This is a genomic window from Streptomyces sp. NPDC047917 (assembly GCF_043204345.1).
Classification (GTDB): Bacteria; Actinomycetota; Actinomycetes; order Streptomycetales; family Streptomycetaceae; genus Streptomyces; species Streptomyces sanglieri.
In genome coordinates this window covers 106771-125758 of the sequence record NZ_JBIDCA010000009.1, presented here as the reverse complement: position 1 = coordinate 125758, position 18988 = coordinate 106771, and the positions used below count along the sequence as shown (strand labels likewise).

The following is an 18988-nucleotide window of genomic DNA, read 5'->3' as shown; positions in this document are numbered from 1 at the left end:
CGAGGCCATTCCAGCGGCGGCCGCTGTCGGATCGGCAGCGGTTTCGCTGTCAGACCGCTGACACCCCCTCTCAACCGCTGACACACCCCGTCAGCGGAACGCCGCGCTGCTGAAACCGGGGCGGCGCACGCTGAACCGGTCGGCCCCCCACGGACCCGGCGGACCGGGACGACCACGACGACCGGGTCCGCCCGGCGGAACGAGGTGAGATGACATGCAGGAGACAGCCCAGTCCCCGCCCGGCCGCCCGCCGGTCCCCCCACCGGGCCCCGGGCCCGGCGCTCCGGGGCCCGCGGTGGAGCGGGAGGTCCTGCGCCCGGCACTGGAGCTGTACCTCGACGCCCATGCCCACCCCGAGCTCCCCGGCGCCGAGCGGCGCACCGCCGGACTGCTCGCCGCCCGGCTGGAGTCGAGCGGCTGCACGGTGACCCGGAACGTCGGCGGCGGGCACGGACTCGTCGGCGTCCTGCGCAACGGGGACGGCCCGACGGTCCTGCTCCGCACCGAACTCGACGCCCTCCCCGTCACCGAACGCACCGGCCTGGCCTACGCGAGCACCGTGCCCGGGGTGATGCACGCCTGCGGCCACGACCTCCACCTCGCCGCGCTCGCCGGGGCGGCGGACACGCTCGCCCGGACCCGGTCCGCCTGGCGGGGCACCGTCCTGCTGGTGGGCCAGCCCGCCGAGGAGACCCTGACCGGGGCACGGGACATGCTGGCCGACGGCCTGTACGAACGCTTCGGCACCCCGGACGCGGTCCTCGCCCAGCACACCTCGCCCGCCCCCGCGGGCACCCTCGCGCACGCCGAGGACCCCCGTACGCCCCTGATGGCGGCGAGCGCCTCGGTGGACATCACCATGTACGGGCGCGGCGGCCACGCCGGGACGCCGCACCTGGCCGTCGACCCGGTCCTTACGGCGGCGGCGACGGTGCTGCGGCTCCACTCCTCCGTCACCCGGGAGACCGCCCCGGCCGAGCACCCGGTCCTGACCGTCGGCAGTCTGCGGGCCGGTGGCCCCGGCAACGTGATCCCGGAGACCGCGGACCTCTCGCTCTGTGTGCGGGCGCTCTCCGAACCGGCCGTGGACCGGATGGTGGCCGCCGTGCTGCGGATCGTCCGGGCCGAGTGCGCGGCGGCCGGCTGCCCGGCGGACCCGGACGTCACCGTCACCGCCCGCTCACCCGCCCTGCCGACCGACCCGGCCGCCGGCGCCGAGGTGCGCCGGGCGCACGAGGAACTGTTCGGCCCGCACCGGGTCGTCGGCACCGGACCGCTCACCGCCACGGAGGACTTCGCCCGGTTCGGCACCGGTGGCGTACCGACGGTCTACTGGCTGCTCGGGGTCACGGGGGCGGCGCGGTGGCGCCGGGCCCGGGACGGCGAGCCGGTACCGCCGAACCACTCGCCGGAGTTCGCCCCCGATGTCCGTACCGCCCTGCCCGCCGGGATCGCGGCCATGGCGTCGGCCGCGCGGCGGCTGCTGGCCCGGCCGGAAGGCGGCCCGGCATGAGCCGCCGGGGCGAGACCGCGTACGGCACCGGCCATGTCGACCTGGTCGCCGTCCGCCGCGACGGGACGGCCGCGACCGGCGAGACCACCGTCGTACGGCTGCTGAGCCTGCTGCCCGCCCACTGGCTCTGCACCCTGCGCTCGGTGGGCCCCGACCGGATCGACCTGCGCATCGACCTCGACGGGCACGTCGACCGGGGCACGGTCCGCCGGGCCGTCGCGGCAGCCCTCGCCGACCGGGCCCTGGACGGCTGGACCGAGGAGCCCTGAACGGAGACCGCGCGGATCCGAGGGGCTGCGCGCGGCCTCCGTTCAAGGCTCCTCGGATCCGCGCAGCCCCTCGATTCCGGCCGGCCCCTCGGATCCGGCCGCGCACCCCTCGGGGCCACGCAGCCGGTCAGATCCAGCCGGCCGCCCCTGCATCCGGCCCCGCACCCCTCAAGCCGCGCAGCCCGTCAGATCCAGCCGCGCTCCCGGGCGAGCAGCGCGGCGTGGGCGCGGCTCGCGGCGCCCAGGGTCTGCATCAGATCGGCCACGTGCCGCCGGTAGGTGCGTACCGAGACGCCCAGTTCGCGGGCGCCCGCCTCGTCCTTGCCCACGGAGCACATGGACACCAGCACCCGGCGCTCGGTCTCCGACAGACGGTCGTCCGGGGCCGGTGCCACCGGGCCGTCCGCCCGGTCGAGGTCCGCCGCCTGGTCCCAGATCTTCTCGAAGAGGGCGATGATGTTGCTGACCAGACCGCCGCGGTGGGCCAGCAGCGCGCCACGCGAGGTGTCGCGCGGATCCACCGGTACGAGCGCCGCCTTGCGGTCGTAGACCAGCAGCCGCTCGGCGCTGTGCTCCGTCACCCGGATCATCGCCCCGTGCTCGGCCAGCTCCCGCAGATAGGCGGCGGTCGGCCGGTCCCGCAGGGCGTCCTGGACCACCACGTTCCGGATCTTCACACCGCGCCGCAGACAGCGCAGGTCCAAGGGGCGCGAACGGGCGATGTTCTCCGGCGACAGCCGGGTGTACGGCTCCACGGAGAGGATCTCGTCCCGAGCGAAGAACGCGAGGTCGTCGATCCGGTTGCGGATCTGCGCGAGCCCCTCCAACTGCTCGATCCCGAGCGGGGGAGGCTTACGGGTGTACTGCTCCGCGCGCAGACCGTCGATGACGTGCCGGGACCGGGTGACCCGCTGGAACTCCTGGTGCAGGGCGTGCAGCCGCAGGTCGATCAGCCGGGCCACGGCGGTCTCGGGATCGGTCGGGTGGACCCGCAGATCGGCTTCCTCGGGGTGGAGCAGCTTCAGCTCCTGGAGCCGCTCGACACAGGCACGGGCGGCCTGCGGGGTCGTGTGCAGCAGCAGGTGCAGGTCATCCGTGGTGGTGCCGGGATTGCGCAGGAAATGCCGGTAGATCTCTTCCTCGGCCGCCGAGACTCCGTACACGGACATCTCGTTGTCGCCCACGTGTGCCCCCGCTGCCTGGTCCCTGCACGGCCGCGCACCCCCGGTGGTCGATCATGAGTGTGGGTCCGCGGCTGCCGCGCTGACTGCCCGTGCACCTGCTTGTGGAATCTTTCGGCCAAAGAGTAGACGCTGAGATCTTTTCTGTGAGGACCCCAGACACAACTGTGTACGGGGCGGAGATGAACGGTGTGTGTTCTGCGACAAGTGGCCGTCCACGTACGACGGACGGTCACCTCCGTCTTTGCCTCCGTCTTCGCCCCGCACCACCGCCCCGCGACACGATTCCGGTCGGCGACAAGGGCCTCGGCCGACGCGCGACGCCCCGGGGAGGGCACGTCGTCCGGTGCGCCGGGCGGGCCGGCAGCAGCATCCCCCGGCAGCCGCCACCACGTCCGGCAGCCACCACAATGCAACGGCAACGGCAACGGCAACGGCAACAGCCCTCGTCCTCGCTCTCGCCCTCGCCATCGCCCCGTCCCCGCCCCGCCCCGGGGCCGCTTCCGGCCTGTCGGCGCCCCGTGCGGCGATGATCGCGGGCGCGGCTGTCGTACGGGCGTCGTACGCTGGATTCACCCCGGCCCGTGATACGTGTCGGGCCCTTCGCGTTGCCCGTCCCTGGCAGCAGCCGGCTGTCGGGACCTGCCCTTCGTTACCGGACGGAAGCCCTTCATGAGCCTGCACGGTCTGCTGGATGTCGTCGTACGTGATCCGGCGCTCGACGAAGCGGTGAAGGCCGCCGGCGACGGCCACCGGATGCATGTCGACCTCGTCGGCCCGCCCGCCGCCCGCCCCTTCGCCGTCGCCGCGCTGGCCCGCGAGACCGGGCGCACCGTGCTCGCCGTCACCGCGACCGGCCGGGAGGCCGAGGACCTGGCGGCCGCGCTGCGCACCCTGCTGCCGCCGGACACGATCGCCGAGTTCCCGTCCTGGGAGACGCTGCCGCACGAGCGGCTCTCACCCCGCTCGGACACGGTGGGCCGCCGTCTCGCCGTGCTGCGGCGCCTCGCGCACCCGAGGGCGGACGACCCGGAGACCGGGCCGGTCTCCGTCGTCGTCGCGCCGATCCGCTCCGTGCTCCAGCCGCAGGTCAAGGGGCTCGGCGACCTGGAGCCGGTGGCGCTGCGCATCGGGCAGAGCGCGGATCTCGGCAAGACGGTCGAGGCGCTCGCGGCGGCCGCGTACTCCCGGGTCGAACTGGTCGAGAAGCGCGGCGAGTTCGCCGTACGCGGCGGCATCCTGGACGTCTTCCCGCCGACCGAGGAGCACCCCCTTCGGGTGGAGTTCTGGGGCGACGACGTCGAGGAGATCCGCTACTTCAAGATCGCCGACCAGCGGTCCCTGGAGATCGCCGAGCACGGGCTCTGGGCGCCGCCCTGCCGCGAGCTGCTGCTCACCGACGAGGTGCGGGAGCGGGCCGCCGCGCTCGCCGAGGCCCACCCCGAGCTCGGCGAACTCCTCAACAAGATCGCCGAGGGGATCGCGGTGGAGGGCATGGAGTCCCTCGCCCCGGTCCTGGTCGACGACATGGAGCTGCTGCTCGACGTGCTGCCGGAGGGCGCGATGGCACTGGTCTGCGACCCGGAGCGGGTCCGCACCAGGGCCGCCGACCTGGTCGCCACCAGCCAGGAGTTCCTCCAGGCGTCCTGGGCGGCCACCGCGGGCGGTGGCGAGGCCCCGATCGACGTGGGCGCGGCCTCGCTGTGGGGCATCGCGGACGTCCGGGACCGGGCCCGTGAGCTGGGGATGATGTGGTGGTCGGTCTCCCCGTTCGCCGCCGACGACGAGCTCGACGAGGACACCCTCAAGCTCACGATGCACGCCCCGGAGGCGTACCGCGGCGACACCGCCCGCGCGCTCGCCGACACCAAGGGGTGGATCGCCGACGGCTGGCGCACGGTGTACGTCACCGAGGGCCAGGGCCTCGCCTCCCGCACCGTCGAGGTGCTGAGCGGCGAGGGCATCGCCGCCCGCCTCGACCCGGACCTGGCGGAGATCTCCCCGTCCCTCGTCCATGTCTCCTGCGGCGCGATCGACCAGGGCTTCGTCGACCCGGCGCTGAAGCTCGCCGTGCTCACCGAGACCGACCTCACCGGCCAGCGCACCGCCACCAAGGACCTGGGCCGGATGCCGGCCCGCCGCCGCAAGACGATCGACCCGCTGACGCTGGAGACCGGCGACTACATCGTCCACGAGCAGCACGGCGTGGGCCGGTACATCGAGATGGTGCAGCGCACCGTGCAGGGCGCCACCCGCGAGTACCTCCTCGTCGAGTACGCCCCCGCCAAACGCGGCCAGCCCGGCGACCGGCTGTACATCCCGACCGACCAGCTGGAACAGGTCACCAAGTACGTCGGCGGCGAGGCACCCACCCTGCACCGGCTCGGCGGCGCCGACTGGACGAAGACCAAGGCGCGCGCCAAGAAGGCCGTCAAGGAGATCGCCGCCGACCTGATCAAGCTCTACTCGGCCCGGATGGCGGCCCCCGGCCATGTCTTCGGCCCCGACACCCCCTGGCAGCGCGAGCTGGAGGACGCCTTCCCGTACGCGGAGACGCCGGACCAGCTCTCCACCATCGCCGAGGTCAAGGAGGACATGGAGAAGTCCGTCCCGATGGACCGGCTGATCTGCGGCGACGTCGGCTACGGCAAGACGGAGATCGCGGTCCGGGCGGCGTTCAAGGCGGTCCAGGACGGCAAGCAGGTCGCCGTCCTCGTACCGACGACCCTCCTGGTCCAGCAGCACTACGGCACCTTCACCGAGCGCTACTCCCAGTTCCCGGTCAACGTGCGGGCGCTCAGCCGCTTCCAGTCCGAGTCCGAGTCCAAGGCGACCCTCGAAGGGCTCCGCGAGGGCTCCGTCGACCTGGTCATCGGCACCCACCGGCTCTTCTCCTCCGAGACCAGGTTCAAGGACCTGGGCCTGGTCATCGTCGACGAGGAGCAGCGCTTCGGCGTCGAGCACAAGGAGCAGCTGAAGAAGCTCCGCGCCAACGTGGACGTCCTCACCATGTCCGCGACGCCGATCCCCCGTACGCTCGAAATGGCCGTGACGGGCATCCGCGAGATGTCGACGATCACCACGCCGCCCGAGGAGCGCCACCCGGTCCTCACCTTCGTCGGCCCGTACGAGGAGAAGCAGATCGGCGCGGCCATCCGCCGTGAACTGCTCCGCGAGGGCCAGGCGTTCTACATCCACAACCGGGTCGAGTCGATCGACCGCGCCGCCGCCCGTCTCCGAGAGATCGTCCCGGAGGCCCGGATCGCGACGGCCCACGGACAGATGTCCGAACAGGCCCTGGAGCAGGTGGTGGTGGACTTCTGGGAGAAGAAGTTCGACGTCCTGGTCTCCACCACGATCGTCGAGTCCGGCATCGACATCTCCAACGCCAACACCCTGATCGTGGAGCGCGGCGACAACTTCGGCCTCTCCCAGCTCCACCAGCTGCGCGGCCGCGTCGGCCGTGGCCGCGAGCGCGGCTACGCGTACTTCCTCTACCCCCCGGAGAAGCCGCTCACCGAGACGGCCCACGAGCGCCTCGCCACGATCGCCCAGCACACCGAGATGGGCGCGGGCATGTACGTGGCGATGAAGGACCTGGAGATCCGCGGCGCCGGAAACCTCCTGGGCGGCGAGCAGTCCGGCCACATCGCGGGCGTCGGCTTCGACCTGTACGTACGCATGGTGGGCGAGGCGGTCGCCGACTACCGGGCCTCCCTCGAAGGCGGCGTGGAGGAGGAGCCGCCGCTGGAGGTCAAGATCGAGCTCCCGGTGGACGCCCACGTCCCGCACGACTACGCGCCCGGGGAGCGGCTGCGCCTCCAGGCGTACCGCGCCATCGCCTCCGCCAACACGGAGGACGACATCAGGGCCGTCCGCGAGGAGCTCACCGACCGCTACGGCAAGCTCCCCGAACCGGTCGAGAACCTCCTCCTGGTCGCCGGCCTGCGCATGCTGGCCCGTGCCTGCGGCGTCGGCGAGATCGTCCTGCAGGGCCCGAACATCCGGTTCGCCCCGGTCGAGCTGCGCGAATCGCAGGAGCTGAGGCTGAAGCGCCTCTACCCGAAGACGGTCATCAAGCCCGCCGTCCACCAGATCCTCGTCCCGCGCCCCACCACCGCCAGGGTCGGCGGCAAGCCGGTCGTGGGGCGTGAACTGCTGGCCTGGACGGGGGAGTTCCTCACTACGATCCTGGGGTCGTAGCTCCGGAACGCCTCGCGCCTCGGCCCCGTCGGATTTCCGGCGGGGCCGAGCTTTTTCATGGGGTGGCCGGTCTCTTGAACGCGAGCCAGACGGTCTTGCCGACGATGTGGTGGTCGACGCCGAACTCCGCGGCAAGTTCATCGACCAGGAATAAGCCGCGCCCCGAGCAGCAGTCGTCTTCCGCGTGCTGGATCGCCGGTCGTCCGCCACCGCTGTCCCGCACTTCCAGGCGCACAAGATCCTCTGTTGCGCGGAGGCGGACGGCGAACTCCCTTCCCGGCGGGACGCCGTGCAGCAGGGCATTGGTCGCCAGTTCCGAGACGCAGAGCCTTATGTCCTCGATCAAGGGTGTGAGCTGCCACTCCGTGAGTACTTCGACGACGAAGTCGCGTGAGGCACCGACAGAGGTGCGTCGTCGGGGAAAGCGCCGTTGCTGCGACAGAGACACGGTGGTCCACCGTCTTGCTCGTGGGGCATCGGTCGCGAGTAACAGCGGTACAGCGGTTAGCGCTAAGGAATGATCTTCGATGCCGGGGGCGGCCCGGCCGGAACGGGCGCACGCTGGAGGTGTGGCTGAGGACCGGAACGCCGAGCTTGCCGCTCTCGCCCGCCAGGCCGTGGCAGCCGCGGGCGGCCTGCGGCTGCTGGTCGAGCGGATGGGCGATCTCGGCTGGCGGATGCAGGACTACCGCGACGAGGACCTGCTGAACGTCGCCTCCGCCCTGCGCGGCACCGCGATCCTGATCGCCCTCGACACCGAGGACATGGACCTGCACGAGGAAGTCACCGGGCGCCGGGTGCACGAGGTGCACGATGTCGCCGAGTGGCTCCGAGAGCACGGCGAAGGCGACGGCCGGCCGTTACCCTGCCGACCCGGGCCGGTTGTCCCGGCCGCCGGGGATGACCCGCAGGACGGGGCCGGCGGGGGCGAACTCGCCGAGGTCGAGAGCGGCGTCGCGTCCGCCCGCGCGGGACGCCGGGCCCCGCCCCCACCCCGGGCGGCAGCGGCGCGAGGTCCTGGGACACCCTTCCGTCCCAGCTGTGATTCACGTCACTGCCGGCGGCTCGGTGCAGCACCCGGCCCCGTTCCGCCGTCATGGGGGCAGTGATCGGGACGGGACGAGGAGAGGAGGTCGGCGGGTGAGGTTTCGCAGGAGCGGTCCGGGCAACGGATTCACGGAGTTCGTCGCACAGCGGTCGGGAGCGTTGTTCCGCACCGCGTATGCGCTGACCGGTGACGTGCACGTGGCCGAGGATCTGGTGCAGGAGGCGCTGGAGCGGGCGTGCCGACACTGGCGGAAGGTCGAGGTGGCGGACTCGCCGGAGGCGTACGTGCGCAAAGTGCTGGTCAACCTGGCCAACGACCGCTGGCGGCGGCTGTCGCGCCTGGGCGAGCGCCCCGGGCTGTCGGGGGTGCCCGAGACGGCCGACCCCCGGGACCGGTTCGGGCAGGTGGATCTGCGCGCGGAACTGATCGAGGCACTGCTCGGGCTGCCGATGGGCATGCGCAGCGTGGTGGTCCTGTACTACCTGCACGATCTGGACGTCCGGCAGGTCGCCGGCGTCCTGGACATCTCTTCGAGTGCGGTGAGGTCCCAGCTCGCCCGCGGCCTGGCCAAGCTGCGCGATTCCGTATCGGGCGCCCAGGCGCCGCACACCCCGTCGGCCGCTTTCGGAGGTACGAAGTGAGGAACACGTCGTCCGGACCCGCCCCGTTCGAGCCGGGCCTCGAAGCCGAGCTGCGTGCCGCGGTGGCCTCCTTCGTCGACGGGCCGACGGCGCCGGTCGTCGACGCGGCCGCGATCGAGCGAGCCGTCAGCCGCAGCCGCACCCGCCGGGCGCTCCTCGGCACCGCTGCGGCTTGCTGCGTGCTGGCGTGCGCCACGGTGGGGTTCTTCGCGCTGAAGCCCGTGCCGCCCGCGCCCGGCGCCTCCCCGTCCCTGTCCCCACCGGCGAACGGGGCGTGCACCCCGCTCGCCACCGGCACCCCCAAGAGCGGAAGCGCCGATGCGACTCCGACACAGGAGCAGGAGCAGACCGCGGGAGCGGGCATCGCGCTGCCGGACCTGGCCGGCATGCCGGTCGAACAGGCCGGAAGCCTGCTGCGCGGACTCGGACTGAGCTGCACGATCATGCGGCACACGGACTGGAACGCTCCCGCCGGGCAGGTGATCAGCAGTGCCCCCCGGGGCGGCGCAGAACCGGTGGCACCGGGCTCGTCCGTCCTCCTGCTGGTCTCGACGGGCAAACCCGGCAGAACCTGAGCGACCGGGCCCTTCGGCCCGCGCACCGGCAGGACGGCGCCCCGTCCTGCCGGGCAGGGGAGCCACCCGGAGCGGGGGAACGGCTGCGGGTGGCGGGCTCCGATGCCGTCAGCCGCGCAGCTCGCTCGGCATCGTCTTTGGGTCGCGGAGGTCCTGCCCGAGGCGGCGGCCCCGACCGGCGCGGACGCGGGCCCGGCGCGCCGCGTCCGCGCAGGTCGTACCGGACGCCGGTCGACCGGCGTCCGGTGGTGCTGACGCCCTGTAGAAAGAACCGGGTAAAAGAACCCGCCCTCCCTCCCGGAGCGGGAAGGGAGGGCGGGTGGGGGCGTTGCCCCGACGTCGAGGTACCCCTTGAGCTCGGCGACCAGCATCACGAGGCACCGCCGGCGGCGAAGGTGGCCGGCACGGACGGCACCGCCTGGGCAGGCACGGGCGAGCCGGCGGGGGCATCGTCCGGGCCCATGACGTCCTCGCCGTGGTTGCAGCAGGCCCCGCACAGCAGGCGCCAGCCGCCGGGCCTTCTCGGGATGTTGTAGGCCACGTGGTCGTCATCGCCGTCGTTCTTGCGCAGGTCCCAACCGCACTCGGCGCACAACAGGCCCGTCCGGGCGGCCTGCTTCTCGCTCCACCACGGCCAGGCCGCCGCCATGTTCGTGCGGATGCAGAGCCCCATCTGCCCGGGGGAGGGCTGGAAGTACACGAAGCCCCAGCCGGGCGCGTCCTCGGGCATCGGGGTGCGACGCTCCTTGAGGGAGGGCATCCACACCTCCGGCGAGGGCAGGTCCTTGGTCGCGATCCGCACCTCCTAGCCCTTGCGGGCCCGCTTGGAATGGTCGTTCGCCAAGGGGAACCGGTAGGCCGTCACGATCTCGCAGGGCACCTGCAGCACCGCCAGGTCCGCGGCGACCTCGTCGGCGTCGGGCCAGTACTCCCCGCAGTCGGCCTCGCGCCAGAACGCCAGACCGTCACGGTTGAGCACCCCGCCGCAGTTGACCCGCCCGACCATGCGGCGCTGGGCCGCCCTCTGAGGCGGGCGACGTCCTCGTCCAGGACGTCGTGCTCGCGCTGGTCGGCGGGCAGCGCCCGCAGCTGCTCGACGGCGGCGTCGAGGTAGCGGGTGTTCCACAGCACCACGGCATTGAGGACCAGTCCGAGGCTGGCCAACTGGTCCTCCTGGCCGTCCTTGTAGGCCTGCTGGATGTGGCCGCGCTGGCCGTGGCAGATCGCGCGGGCCAGGGTGTGGCGGGACTCCTGCACGGTGAGCTGGCGGTTCATCCGGCGCCGGTAGGTGTCGTCCACCGGGTCGACCAGGTCGAAGAGGTGGAAGGTCTTCTCGATCCGGCCGTACTCGGCGAACGCCTGCCCCAGCGGGGTGGGGTGGCCTTCGCGGCCGAACATCCGCAGCAGGTCGTAGGCGCGGACCTGGTTGGTGATCAGCGACCCGGCCACCCGCAGCATGTCGGGCCACTGCTCGCGGATCTTCTTGAGGTTCACCTTGTTGCGGGCGATGGCCTCCAGCGGCCCGTAGCCGCTGGCCGGTTGCTCGCCGGGGATGTCGGCGCGCCAGAACCGCTGGTCGGCCAGGTCGCGGAAGCGCGGCGCGAAGCGGAAGCCGAGCATCTTGAAGATCCCGAAGACCATGTCGGAGTACGAGGCGTTGTCGGTCGCCACCATCTCCGGGCGCACCCCGCTGTCCAGGTTCAGCAGGGTGTCCAGGATGAACAGGGAGTCGCGCGGGGGGCCGGGCACCAGCATCGCGCCGATCCCCGACACCTGGTCATTCAGTGCGTTGAGCCAGGTCAGACCCCTCTTCTGCCCGAAGTACTTGGGCGAGGGCGCCGAGTTGATGCTGCGCTTGGGCACGACGAACCGCAGGCCGTCCACCGAGGCGAGCATTCCGCCGCCCCAGCTCTGCGCGAGCGGCACCCGCGCCTGGGCCGAGATGAGCAGGGCGTTGCTGGCTGCGATCGTGTCGGCCCGCAGGTAGTTCTGGTCCACGTGGGAGAGCCGGCTGCGGGTCAGCTCCGGGTAGGCCGGGTTCGTCACCGGGGTCAGCCCGATGTTGCAGCTCTCGCTCACGAGCAGCGCCACCAGGCTGACCGGCAGGCCCTCCATCCGGGTCGCGCTGGTGGAGACGTGGGTGAAGGCGTCCAGGAACCCGGTCCAGGAGTGCACCTCGAACAGCAGGTCCGGCAGGTCGATGCGCGGCAGCATCGCCAGCGTGGTCTTGCGCAGCCAGTTCAGCGACCGGCTCTCGCCGAGCGCGCCGAGCTTGTCCACGCTCAGCCGGGCCCGCCCGCCCTCCGGCGGCACCACGATCTCCACCTTCGCCGCCGGGCCCGCCTCCTCCAGCCGGGCCGCCATCTGCCGCCACGCCGTGTCCAGCCCGCAGGTCAGCCCGTCCAGGTGCTCGTCCACCGGCTCGGTCAGGCTCAGGCCGGCCAGCACGTCCTCGCGCACCGCCTCCCACCGGGCGCCGTCCAGCAGCCGCGCCCGAGGGTCGGACCAGCGGTTCGACGGCGCGGCGAAGACGTCGCGCCGGGTCAGCGCGCGGTGCAGCTGCTCCAGCACGCACACCACGTAGGCGTCACGGTCGACCGCGCCCTCGGGCAGCGCGGTGTTGGAGTACACCGCCTTGCGCCAGGCCGGCGGCACCAGCTCGGCGTCGATCTCCTTGGGCAGCAGCGGGCGCTGGGCCACCTTGCGCCGGGCCAGCACCGGCAGCCGCCGCACCGCCTTCAGCACGCGGCGCCCGCCCTGCGCGGCCCCGAGCGCGTCGCTGTCGCCCAGCAGCGCGAGGAACGGGCGCACCGTGTTGTACCGGCCGGTCAGCTGCTGGCGCAGCGCGATCTCCGCCGAGCCGTCGTCCTCGGGCACCAGCTGCTCGACCACCCGCACCGCGCTGTTCACCGCGGCCCGCGAGACGACCTCCTCCAGTGCCCGCCACAGCGCCGCCACATCCAGATCCGCCTCGACCTCGTCGGTCAGCTCCAGCTCGCGGATCAGCACCCGGGCCGCCTTCGCCACCGTGCGCGACGCCTTCTCCAGGTGCGGCAACATCACCAGCCGCTCCCGGCCGGAGACCCGCCGGGCCGGGTTGATCAGCCAGGTGGCCATCAGCAGCGCGAACAGGTCCAGCGCGTCGTCGATCGCCGCCGCCTCCAGGCTGCGGACCACCGCGGTCAGCAGCGCGGTGCGCTTCGGCTCCGCCGACCGCTCCAGCCGTGGGGCAGCCCGCTGTGGCGGGTGGGGATGCGGCTGACATGGAACGGGAGCGGGCGCTGGGCGGTACGCGTCACCCCGCTCCGGCCCGTCCGGCGCCGACCGCTCATCCGACGACGCGAACACCGACTCCGTGAGCGACCGGAACACATCCTCCGGGTCTCGGCCGCCCACCACCCTCCAGCTTGCCGCTCAGCAGCAGCGTGGCGAATCCGTGGACCGGCGACCGGGCGGCGATGGCGGTGAGCAGGCCCGTGCGGTCCTTGAAGTGGTGTGCGGGTGCCGCGTGGGAGACGCCGACGGTGTGAGCAGTTGTGTCGCCATGCCGACGTAGCGCCAGAGACTCAGGCGGTACGGGATCCGGATCGGGTGACTGCGCCGGCCTGAAGCGGAGGGATCGGATCCTGGCTGCCGCCCGCATTCCTCAACCGCGCCAGGCGGCCAGCAGATCCGCAGGACTGAGCGTCAGATCCGGGCGTACGCCGTCCTCGACCCCCGCCGGGCACACCGCCAGCAGCGGGGCCGCCGACGCGCCCGGTACGACGGATCGTGCCTCGGCGAGGTGCGCGAGTTCGCGGGCGCTGAAGCGCTTGGCCTCACGCCACTTGACCGAGCCGAGGAGGAGCGTGCGCCTCCCCGAGGCGGCGGGGACGACGATGTCGTACTCCTGGCTGTTGTCACGGTTCCACCAACTCCCCACCTGTCCGGCGTCCTCCAGCCCCGGCAGCTCCGGGCTGAGCCGGTTCACCGCCTCCTGGACGAGTGGCTCGACGGCGCGGCCCCGCCAGCTCGGCCAGCCCCGGTCGAAGGCCGCGCGGGCGATGTCCGGTCGGCCACGGGCGATGTGGGCCTGCTGTTCGTCGACGAAACGGAACCAGAAGCGCAGGTACGGGTCGTCGATGCGGTAGCGCCGCAGCTTGCTGTTCGAGGGCGCGCCCACCGGTACGTCGACGCTGACCACCCCCTTGCCGGCGAGCACCTTTATGGCCCTGGTGACCGCTGTGTGCGCGGTGCTCCCTTCCTCGGGAAGCCTTCCGACGACTTGGGTGAAGGTACTGACTCCGATGTCGGCGCCCCCCATCGCGGACAGGACGCGCCGCGCCTGCTGCGCGTCGGGGAACTCGGCGTCGAGGGACCGCTGCCCCATCACGGCCAGGTCGCTGTTCTCGTCCCCGAGTTGCTCGTGCACGAAAGCCCGGGTGCTGCGCGCGCGAGCGCGGTCCAGCACGAGGCGCGGGTAACCCCCGGTGATGAGCGCGGTGTCGAAAGCGGCCGACGGGTCCCCTCCACTGCCCAGGGCCTCGGCGCATTCGGCGGGGTCGAAGGGGGCGACAGTGGTGCTCCTGGCCCGGCCGTAGAGCGGCCTGTCGTGCTCGGTCAGCCGTTCCATCATTCCGACGTCGGAACCGATCAGCACAAAGAGAACGGGGGTGCTCTCCAGCCGGCGGTCCCAGGCGTTCTGGAGCTGCCCCTCCAGGGTCGGGTCTGCCGCGACAGCCCATGGGAACTCGTCGATGACGACGACGGAGGGGGTGCTGCGGCACGCGACGGCGATTCTGCCCAGCGCGTCCCGCCAGTCGCTGGGGGGAGCGGAGAAGAGGGAATCGGCGTCGGTGAGCGGGGTCGTCGAGGTGTGCAACTCGGCGGTGAGGGTCTGAAGCTGGGTGGCGGGCGGCGCGTTCTTCACTGCGGAGAAGTAGAGGTAGGGCAGTCCCGACTGCTCGACGAAGCGTGTGAAGAGCCGGGATTTCCCCACCTGCCGACGGCCCCGCACAGCGAGCAGCTGTCCCGTTCCGGACTCCCGGATGCGCAGTGTGCGGCGTTCCAGATCGGCGAGCGTGCGTTGACGGCCGTAGAAGCCCATGCGTCTTGCCTTCCGGGCTGGAGGAAGCATGCGTGGGTAAATGGTACATCGATGTAACTTACGTAGATGAATGTTAAGCGCCGTGCCCTTGGTGCGGCCCGGGGTGGTCGCTCTCCGGCGCGAACAGCAACTCCGCGAGTGACCTGAACACCGCCTCCGGATCCCGCGTGCCCACCGCCCCCTCCAGGTTGCCGCTCAGCAACAGGGTGGCGAAGCCGTGGGCCAGGGACCAGGCGGCCACGCCCGCGAGCCGGGGATCGTCGCCCCGTCCGGTGGCGGGGAGGCCGGTGACGCCCGCGCGCAGCTCGGCGGTGGCCCGGTCCTTCGCGGCGAGCAGCCCGGGGTCGTCGGCGCGGTAGAGGTCCGGCTGGAACATCACCTGGAAGTGGGCGGGGTGGTCGGCGGCGAACCGTACGTATCGCACGCCCCGCTCCCGCAGGTCCGGGGCGTCGGCCAGGGCGTCGGCGAACCGCTCGTACCCCTCCGTCGTGATGGCGGTGAGCAGTCCCGTGCGGTCCTTGAAGTGGTGGGCGGGGGCCGCGTGGGAGACGCCGGCCCGGCGGGCCAGGTCGCGCAGGCTCAGCGCCCCCGGCCCCTCGGTGCGGATGACGTCGAGTGCGGCGGTGAGGACGGCGCGCCGCAGGTCGCCGTGGTGGTAGGTGCGCTCGCTGGTCATGGGCAGGAGATTACGCGGAATCTAGTCGTTGACAAGTTTGGTGAGTGAAGGGCACCCTGGGGAACTAGTCAGTGACAAGATAAGTGGTGCTACGGAGGGCGGAGACATGTCCGAGGAGCTGGGCCGGGTGCGTCGGATGTGGCATCTGCTGGAACCCCTGCACGCCGTTCTGTACTACGCGCCGGAGTCCTTCGAGGAGGCCGCCGCGCTCGGCCTGCGTACCGACGAGCGCTGGCCGAGCTACTTCGCCTGGCGTGCCGCGCCGCTCGGGGAGGCCGGGGCCGGCCGGGTCGTGGAGACCTTCCACAGCTTCAGTCCGGCGATGGTGGATGAGTACGTTCCCGCCGCCTGGTCCGTCGCCTCGCCCGATGCCGTACTCGCTGCCCGGCGCCGGGCCGTCGACCGCGCCTACCGGACGCTGCTGGGGGAGGCGGTCGCCGCTCCGGAGACGGCCGAGGCCGCCGCGCTCGTGCGACGCGTCGCGGTGGCCGCCGACACGGACGGCCGACCGCTCGCCGCCGCCAACGCCGCACTGCCCTGGCCGGACGAACCGCACCTCGTGCTCTGGCACGCGGCGACCGTCCTGCGCGAACACCGCGGCGACGGCCATCTCGCCGCGCTCGTCGGGGCCGGCCTCGACCCGGTCGAGTCCCTGGTCTCCTTCGCCGCCATCGGTGCGGCACGGCCGGAGGTGTTCGCGAGCCGGGGCTGGAGCGACGAGGAGTGGCGAGAGGCTCGTCAACGGCTCGTGAAGCGCGGACTGTTGACGGAAGACGGGGTGGCGACCGAGGCGGGGCGGGCGTTGCGTGCCGAGGTCGAGCGACGTACGGACGAGGCCGCCGCCGCGCCTTGGCGGGCGCTCGGCGAGGAGGAGCGGGAGCGGCTGGTAGAGCTGCTGGGGCCGTTGTGGGTGGCGGTGATCGGCTCCGGGCTGCTGCCGTCCGAAACGACGCTGGGCATCGGCAAGGTGTGAGGGGGCGGGCGCAATCCGGGCGAGGCACCTCGTGCGGGTGGGGTCCCTCGTGCGGGCGATGCGCGGGCGGGGCGCCTCAGCCGGGTACGTCCAGGCGCTGGGTGCCGACGACCGACAGGAGGCGCAGTGCCTGTTCGGACGGTGAGCCGGGGGTGGCGGTGTAGATGACGACCCGCTGGTCCCGGTCGGCGATGTCCAGGACGTCGCAGTTGACGGACACGGGGCCGACGAGGGGGTGGTGGAAGGTCTTGCAGAGGGTGGGGCGGGCGGCCACGTCGTGGGCGGCCCAGATGCGGGCGAACTCCTCGCTGCCGGCCAGGAGTTCGTCCACCAGGCCGGTCACCTCCGGGTCGCCGGGGTAGCGGGCCGCGGCGGCGCGCAGGTGCTGGGTCGAGGTCCGGATGAACTCGTCCGCGTCCGAGACGCCGTACAGCGGCCGGCCGTTGCGGTGCGGTCCCAGGAAGGCGCGCCGGATGAGGTTGCGGTCCCGGCGCGGCAGGGCGGAGAAGTCCTCCATCAGCGCGGCGGCCAGATCGTTCCAGGCGATCACCTCGTACGTCGCCGACAGCACCAGCGACGCGGCCTCCGGCAGCCGGTGCAGCAGGTCGACGATGCTCTGCCGCACCTCCCTCGACGGGCCGGGCGGGGTGCCGGCGAGGTGGTGGAGATGGTCGCGCTCGGCGTCCGACAGGCGCAGGGCGCGAGCGAGCTGGACCAGCACCTCGCGGGAGGGGTGCGGGCCGCGTGCCTGCTCCAGCCGGGTGTAGTACTCGGTCGAGATGAATGCCAGCTGCGCCACCTCCTCGCGCCGCAGCCCCGGGGTGCGGCGGCGCGGCCCGGCGCGCAGCCCCACGTCGGCGGGGGTGATCCGCTCGCGCCTGCTGCGCAGGAAACCTGCCAGTTCTCGTCGATCCACCCGTCCAGTGTGCGCGAGCTCCGGCCGGCCCAGCCAGGTACTGCCGGTGCCTGGATGAGGGGCGCGGCCCGGCGCAGGCTCGTCGGCATGAACGACACGACGCTCACGTCCACCGCAGCCGCCCCGTCCAGCCCGTCCGCCCATTCCAGCCCGTCCACCCCATCCGCCCCGTCCACCGCAGCCACCCCGTCCGCCGCGTCTTCGGGCCTGCTCGCCGGCAAGGTCGCCTTCGTCACCGGAGCCGGCCGGGGCATCGGCGCGGCCGCCGCGCGGCTCTTCGCCCGGGAGGGTGCCCGGGTGCTCCTCGCCGCCCGTACCGAGGCCCAGCTCAAGGCGGTGACCGAGGAGATCCGGGCGGCGGGCGGCACCGCGGAGTACGCGCTGTGCGACCTGGCCGACCCGGCGAGCATCCGGGCCGCCGTCGACCGGACCGTGGAGCTGTACGGCCGGCTCGACGCCGCCTTCAACAACGGCGCGACGGCTCAGCCGCCCGGCCCGATGGACCAGCTGGCGGAGGCCGACTTCGACCGTGTGTACGCGGTCGACCTCAAGGGGCCGTGGCTCGCCATGAACGCCGAGATCGCCGCGATCCGGGCCACCGCCGGGAGCGGGGCGATCGTCAACACCTCCAGCGTCGGCAGCCTGATGGGCAACCCCTGGCTGCCCGCCTACGGCGCCGCGAAGCGGGCGGTCAACAGCCTCACCGCGTCGGCCGCCGTCACCTACGGCCCGGAGAACATCCGGGTCAACGCCATCGCGCCCGGCACCACGCTCACCGAGATGGTCCACGAGTGGGAGGCGGACTCGCCCGGCATCATCGAGCAGCTCAACGGCCAGACCCCGCTGGGCCGCGCGGCCGACCCGGACGAGATCGCCCAGGCCGCCGCCTGGCTGCTCAGCGACCGCGCCTCCTACGTGACCGGCACCGTCCTGCGCGTGGACGGCGGCATGCGGTCCTGAGCCGGGCGCCGAACCACGGGCGGAGGGTGTGATTCCGGCCGCATCGGGGTGGCGGCGCGCCCATGAGCACCCGTCAGCGGGGAAGACCTCCGTAGGATTCCCGGGTTCGGCTTTCTCCCCGTCAGGACGGTTCCGAGTGATATCTCCCCGCGCATACCGAGTGATGCTGCCCGCCCTCAGCGTGGCGGCGGTGCTGACCCTGGCCGGCTGTGACCCGGAGCCCACGCCCTCCAAAGGAGGCGGTGGCGGGCAGGCCGTCACCGGATTCGGGGCCAGCCCGCTCGACAACGCCGACGGTACGAAGCCGGGCCTCGCGCCGCTCACCTCCGAGGCGGACCGGGCGGCCGGCCGGAAGGTCATCGAGAAGGTGGCGACGAAGGGGCGGGGGCCGAAGACCGGTTACGCGCGGGACAAGTTCGGCTACGCCTGGAAGGACTCGGTCGACGGGATACCGCTCGCGAGGAACGGCTGCGACACCCGTAACGACCTCCTCGCCAGGGACGGCAAGGACCTGAAGTACCGGTCCGGTTCGGACTGCGTGGTCGTGTCGATGACCCTCAAGGACCCGTACACCGGCTCCACCATCGACTGGCGCAAGCAGCAGGCCACCAAGGTCCAGATCGACCACGTCATGCCGCTCTCGTACGACTGGCAGATGGGCGCCGCGCGCTGGGACGGGGCCAAGCGGCAGCAGATCGCCAACGATCCGCTCAACCTCATCCCGGTGGACGGTCCGGCCAACAACGCCAAGCGCGACTCGGGACCGGCGTCCTGGCTGCCGCCGTACAAGCCGGTGCGCTGCTCGTACGCGGTGCGGTTCGCGCAGGTGTCGCTGAAGTACGGGCTTCCCGTCACCACCGCCGACAAGACGGCGATGCTGGAGCAGTGCGGCGGCTGAGCGCGGAGGCGGGGCGGTAGCACGCGGAACCCGCCCCGGGGCGGGGCGG

General features: G+C 72.6%; 15 protein-coding genes and 2 pseudogenes. 9 read left to right on the top strand and 8 right to left on the bottom strand.

Annotated elements, in window-relative coordinates; translation table 11 throughout:
* Positions 1-214: 214 nt before the first annotated feature.
* Positions 215-1513 carry an amidohydrolase gene (locus ACGF8B_RS22560; protein ID WP_392741280.1) on the top strand — a complete coding sequence of 433 codons (1299 nt, stop codon included), beginning with the start codon at positions 215-217 and terminating at the stop codon, positions 1511-1513.
* A complete protein-coding gene (locus tag ACGF8B_RS22555) occupies positions 1510-1782 on the top strand; it encodes a hypothetical protein (protein ID WP_392741277.1) in 273 nt (90 codons plus the stop codon). The genes ACGF8B_RS22560 and ACGF8B_RS22555 overlap by 4 nt, the downstream gene beginning before the upstream one ends.
* A 185-nt stretch (positions 1783-1967) precedes the next feature.
* Here the strand turns inward: ACGF8B_RS22555 and ACGF8B_RS22550 are convergent, their stop codons facing one another.
* The gene (locus ACGF8B_RS22550; RefSeq protein WP_392741275.1) at positions 1968-2966 is read right to left on the bottom strand and encodes a helix-turn-helix transcriptional regulator; all 999 of its coding nucleotides are present in this window, start codon (positions 2964-2966) and stop codon (positions 1968-1970) included.
* A gap of 669 nt (positions 2967-3635) precedes the next feature.
* Here ACGF8B_RS22550 and mfd point away from each other — a divergent pair.
* On the top strand, positions 3636-7166 hold the full coding sequence (gene mfd, locus ACGF8B_RS22545; protein ID WP_392741273.1) for a transcription-repair coupling factor: 3531 nt from the start codon (positions 3636-3638) through the stop codon (positions 7164-7166).
* Positions 7167-7221: 55 nt separating this feature from the next.
* On the opposite strand, the gene ACGF8B_RS22540 is transcribed toward mfd, so the two are convergent.
* A complete protein-coding gene (locus tag ACGF8B_RS22540; protein ID WP_392741270.1) occupies positions 7222-7614 on the bottom strand; it encodes an ATP-binding protein in 393 nt (130 codons plus the stop codon).
* Between the two features lie 121 nt (positions 7615-7735).
* Here ACGF8B_RS22540 and ACGF8B_RS22535 point away from each other — a divergent pair, with 121 nt between their 5' ends.
* From ACGF8B_RS22535 to ACGF8B_RS22525, 3 genes are read left to right on the top strand one after another with little or no spacing between them, the layout of a single operon-like run.
* Complete coding sequence (locus tag ACGF8B_RS22535) at positions 7736-8275, top strand: hypothetical protein (RefSeq protein WP_266738324.1); 540 nt, start codon at positions 7736-7738, stop codon at positions 8273-8275.
* Between the two features lie 31 nt (positions 8276-8306).
* Positions 8307-8855, top strand: coding sequence for a SigE family RNA polymerase sigma factor (locus ACGF8B_RS22530; RefSeq protein ID WP_392741267.1), 549 nt, complete (start codon positions 8307-8309; stop codon positions 8853-8855).
* Positions 8852-9430, top strand: coding sequence for a PASTA domain-containing protein (locus tag ACGF8B_RS22525; protein WP_392741264.1), 579 nt, complete (start codon positions 8852-8854; stop codon positions 9428-9430). Before ACGF8B_RS22530 ends, ACGF8B_RS22525 begins: the two co-directional genes overlap by 4 nt.
* Before the next feature lie 370 nt (positions 9431-9800).
* Here the strand turns inward: ACGF8B_RS22525 and ACGF8B_RS22520 are convergent, their stop codons facing one another.
* The 5 genes and pseudogenes from ACGF8B_RS22520 to ACGF8B_RS22500 all read right to left on the bottom strand — a co-directional run bounded on the left by ACGF8B_RS22520 (position 9801) and on the right by ACGF8B_RS22500 (position 15192).
* Positions 9801-10232: a hypothetical protein gene (locus ACGF8B_RS22520; RefSeq protein ID WP_392741261.1), complete on the bottom strand. Its 432-nt coding sequence runs from the start codon at positions 10230-10232 to the stop codon at positions 9801-9803.
* A gap of 224 nt (positions 10233-10456) precedes the next feature.
* Positions 10457-12661, bottom strand: a pseudogene (locus ACGF8B_RS22515) (Tn3 family transposase); the annotation flags it as partial.
* Positions 12662-12881: 220 nt separating this feature from the next.
* Positions 12882-13001, bottom strand: a pseudogene (locus ACGF8B_RS22510) (TetR family transcriptional regulator); the annotation flags it as partial.
* A 75-nt stretch (positions 13002-13076) separates the two neighbouring features.
* Positions 13077-14516 (bottom strand): ATP-binding protein, encoded by a 1440-nt coding sequence (locus ACGF8B_RS22505; RefSeq protein ID WP_392741258.1) that lies wholly within the window; start codon positions 14514-14516, stop codon positions 13077-13079.
* 73 nt (positions 14517-14589) lie between these two features.
* Entirely contained in the window at positions 14590-15192 is a 603-nt protein-coding gene (locus ACGF8B_RS22500) for a TetR/AcrR family transcriptional regulator (protein WP_392741256.1), read from the bottom strand.
* Between the two features lie 106 nt (positions 15193-15298).
* Between ACGF8B_RS22500 and ACGF8B_RS22495 the strand changes: the two genes are divergently transcribed.
* Positions 15299-16165: a hypothetical protein gene (locus ACGF8B_RS22495; RefSeq protein WP_392741253.1), complete on the top strand. Its 867-nt coding sequence runs from the start codon at positions 15299-15301 to the stop codon at positions 16163-16165.
* 76 nt (positions 16166-16241) lie between these two features.
* On the opposite strand, the gene ACGF8B_RS22490 is transcribed toward ACGF8B_RS22495, so the two are convergent.
* Positions 16242-17081, bottom strand: a complete 840-nt coding sequence (locus ACGF8B_RS22490) for a helix-turn-helix transcriptional regulator (RefSeq protein WP_392741250.1) — start codon at positions 17079-17081, stop codon at positions 16242-16244.
* An 87-nt stretch (positions 17082-17168) separates the two neighbouring features.
* Between ACGF8B_RS22490 and ACGF8B_RS22485 the strand changes: the two genes are divergently transcribed.
* Complete coding sequence (locus ACGF8B_RS22485) at positions 17169-18041, top strand: SDR family NAD(P)-dependent oxidoreductase (protein ID WP_392741248.1); 873 nt, start codon at positions 17169-17171, stop codon at positions 18039-18041.
* A 163-nt stretch (positions 18042-18204) separates the two neighbouring features.
* Complete coding sequence (locus ACGF8B_RS22480; protein WP_392742011.1) at positions 18205-18939, top strand: HNH endonuclease family protein; 735 nt, start codon at positions 18205-18207, stop codon at positions 18937-18939.
* Positions 18940-18988 lie beyond the last annotated feature (49 nt).

What these genes read in the sequence shown, in the direction of transcription:
- ACGF8B_RS22560 (WP_392741280.1), top strand. Translation starts at nt 215, where the DNA reads ATGCAGGAGACAGCCCAGTCCCCGCCCGGCCGCCCGCCGGTCCCCCCA.
- ACGF8B_RS22555 (WP_392741277.1), top strand. Translation starts at nt 1,510, where the DNA reads ATGAGCCGCCGGGGCGAGACCGCGTACGGCACCGGCCATGTCGACCTG.
- mfd (WP_392741273.1), top strand. Translation starts at nt 3,636, where the DNA reads ATGAGCCTGCACGGTCTGCTGGATGTCGTCGTACGTGATCCGGCGCTC.
- ACGF8B_RS22505 (WP_392741258.1), bottom strand. Translation starts at nt 14,516, where the DNA reads ATGGGCTTCTACGGCCGTCAACGCACGCTCGCCGATCTGGAACGCCGC.
- ACGF8B_RS22500 (WP_392741256.1), bottom strand. Translation starts at nt 15,192, where the DNA reads ATGACCAGCGAGCGCACCTACCACCACGGCGACCTGCGGCGCGCCGTC.
- ACGF8B_RS22495 (WP_392741253.1), top strand. Translation starts at nt 15,299, where the DNA reads ATGTCCGAGGAGCTGGGCCGGGTGCGTCGGATGTGGCATCTGCTGGAA.
- ACGF8B_RS22485 (WP_392741248.1), top strand. Translation starts at nt 17,169, where the DNA reads ATGAACGACACGACGCTCACGTCCACCGCAGCCGCCCCGTCCAGCCCG.
- ACGF8B_RS22480 (WP_392742011.1), top strand. Translation starts at nt 18,205, where the DNA reads ATGCTGCCCGCCCTCAGCGTGGCGGCGGTGCTGACCCTGGCCGGCTGT.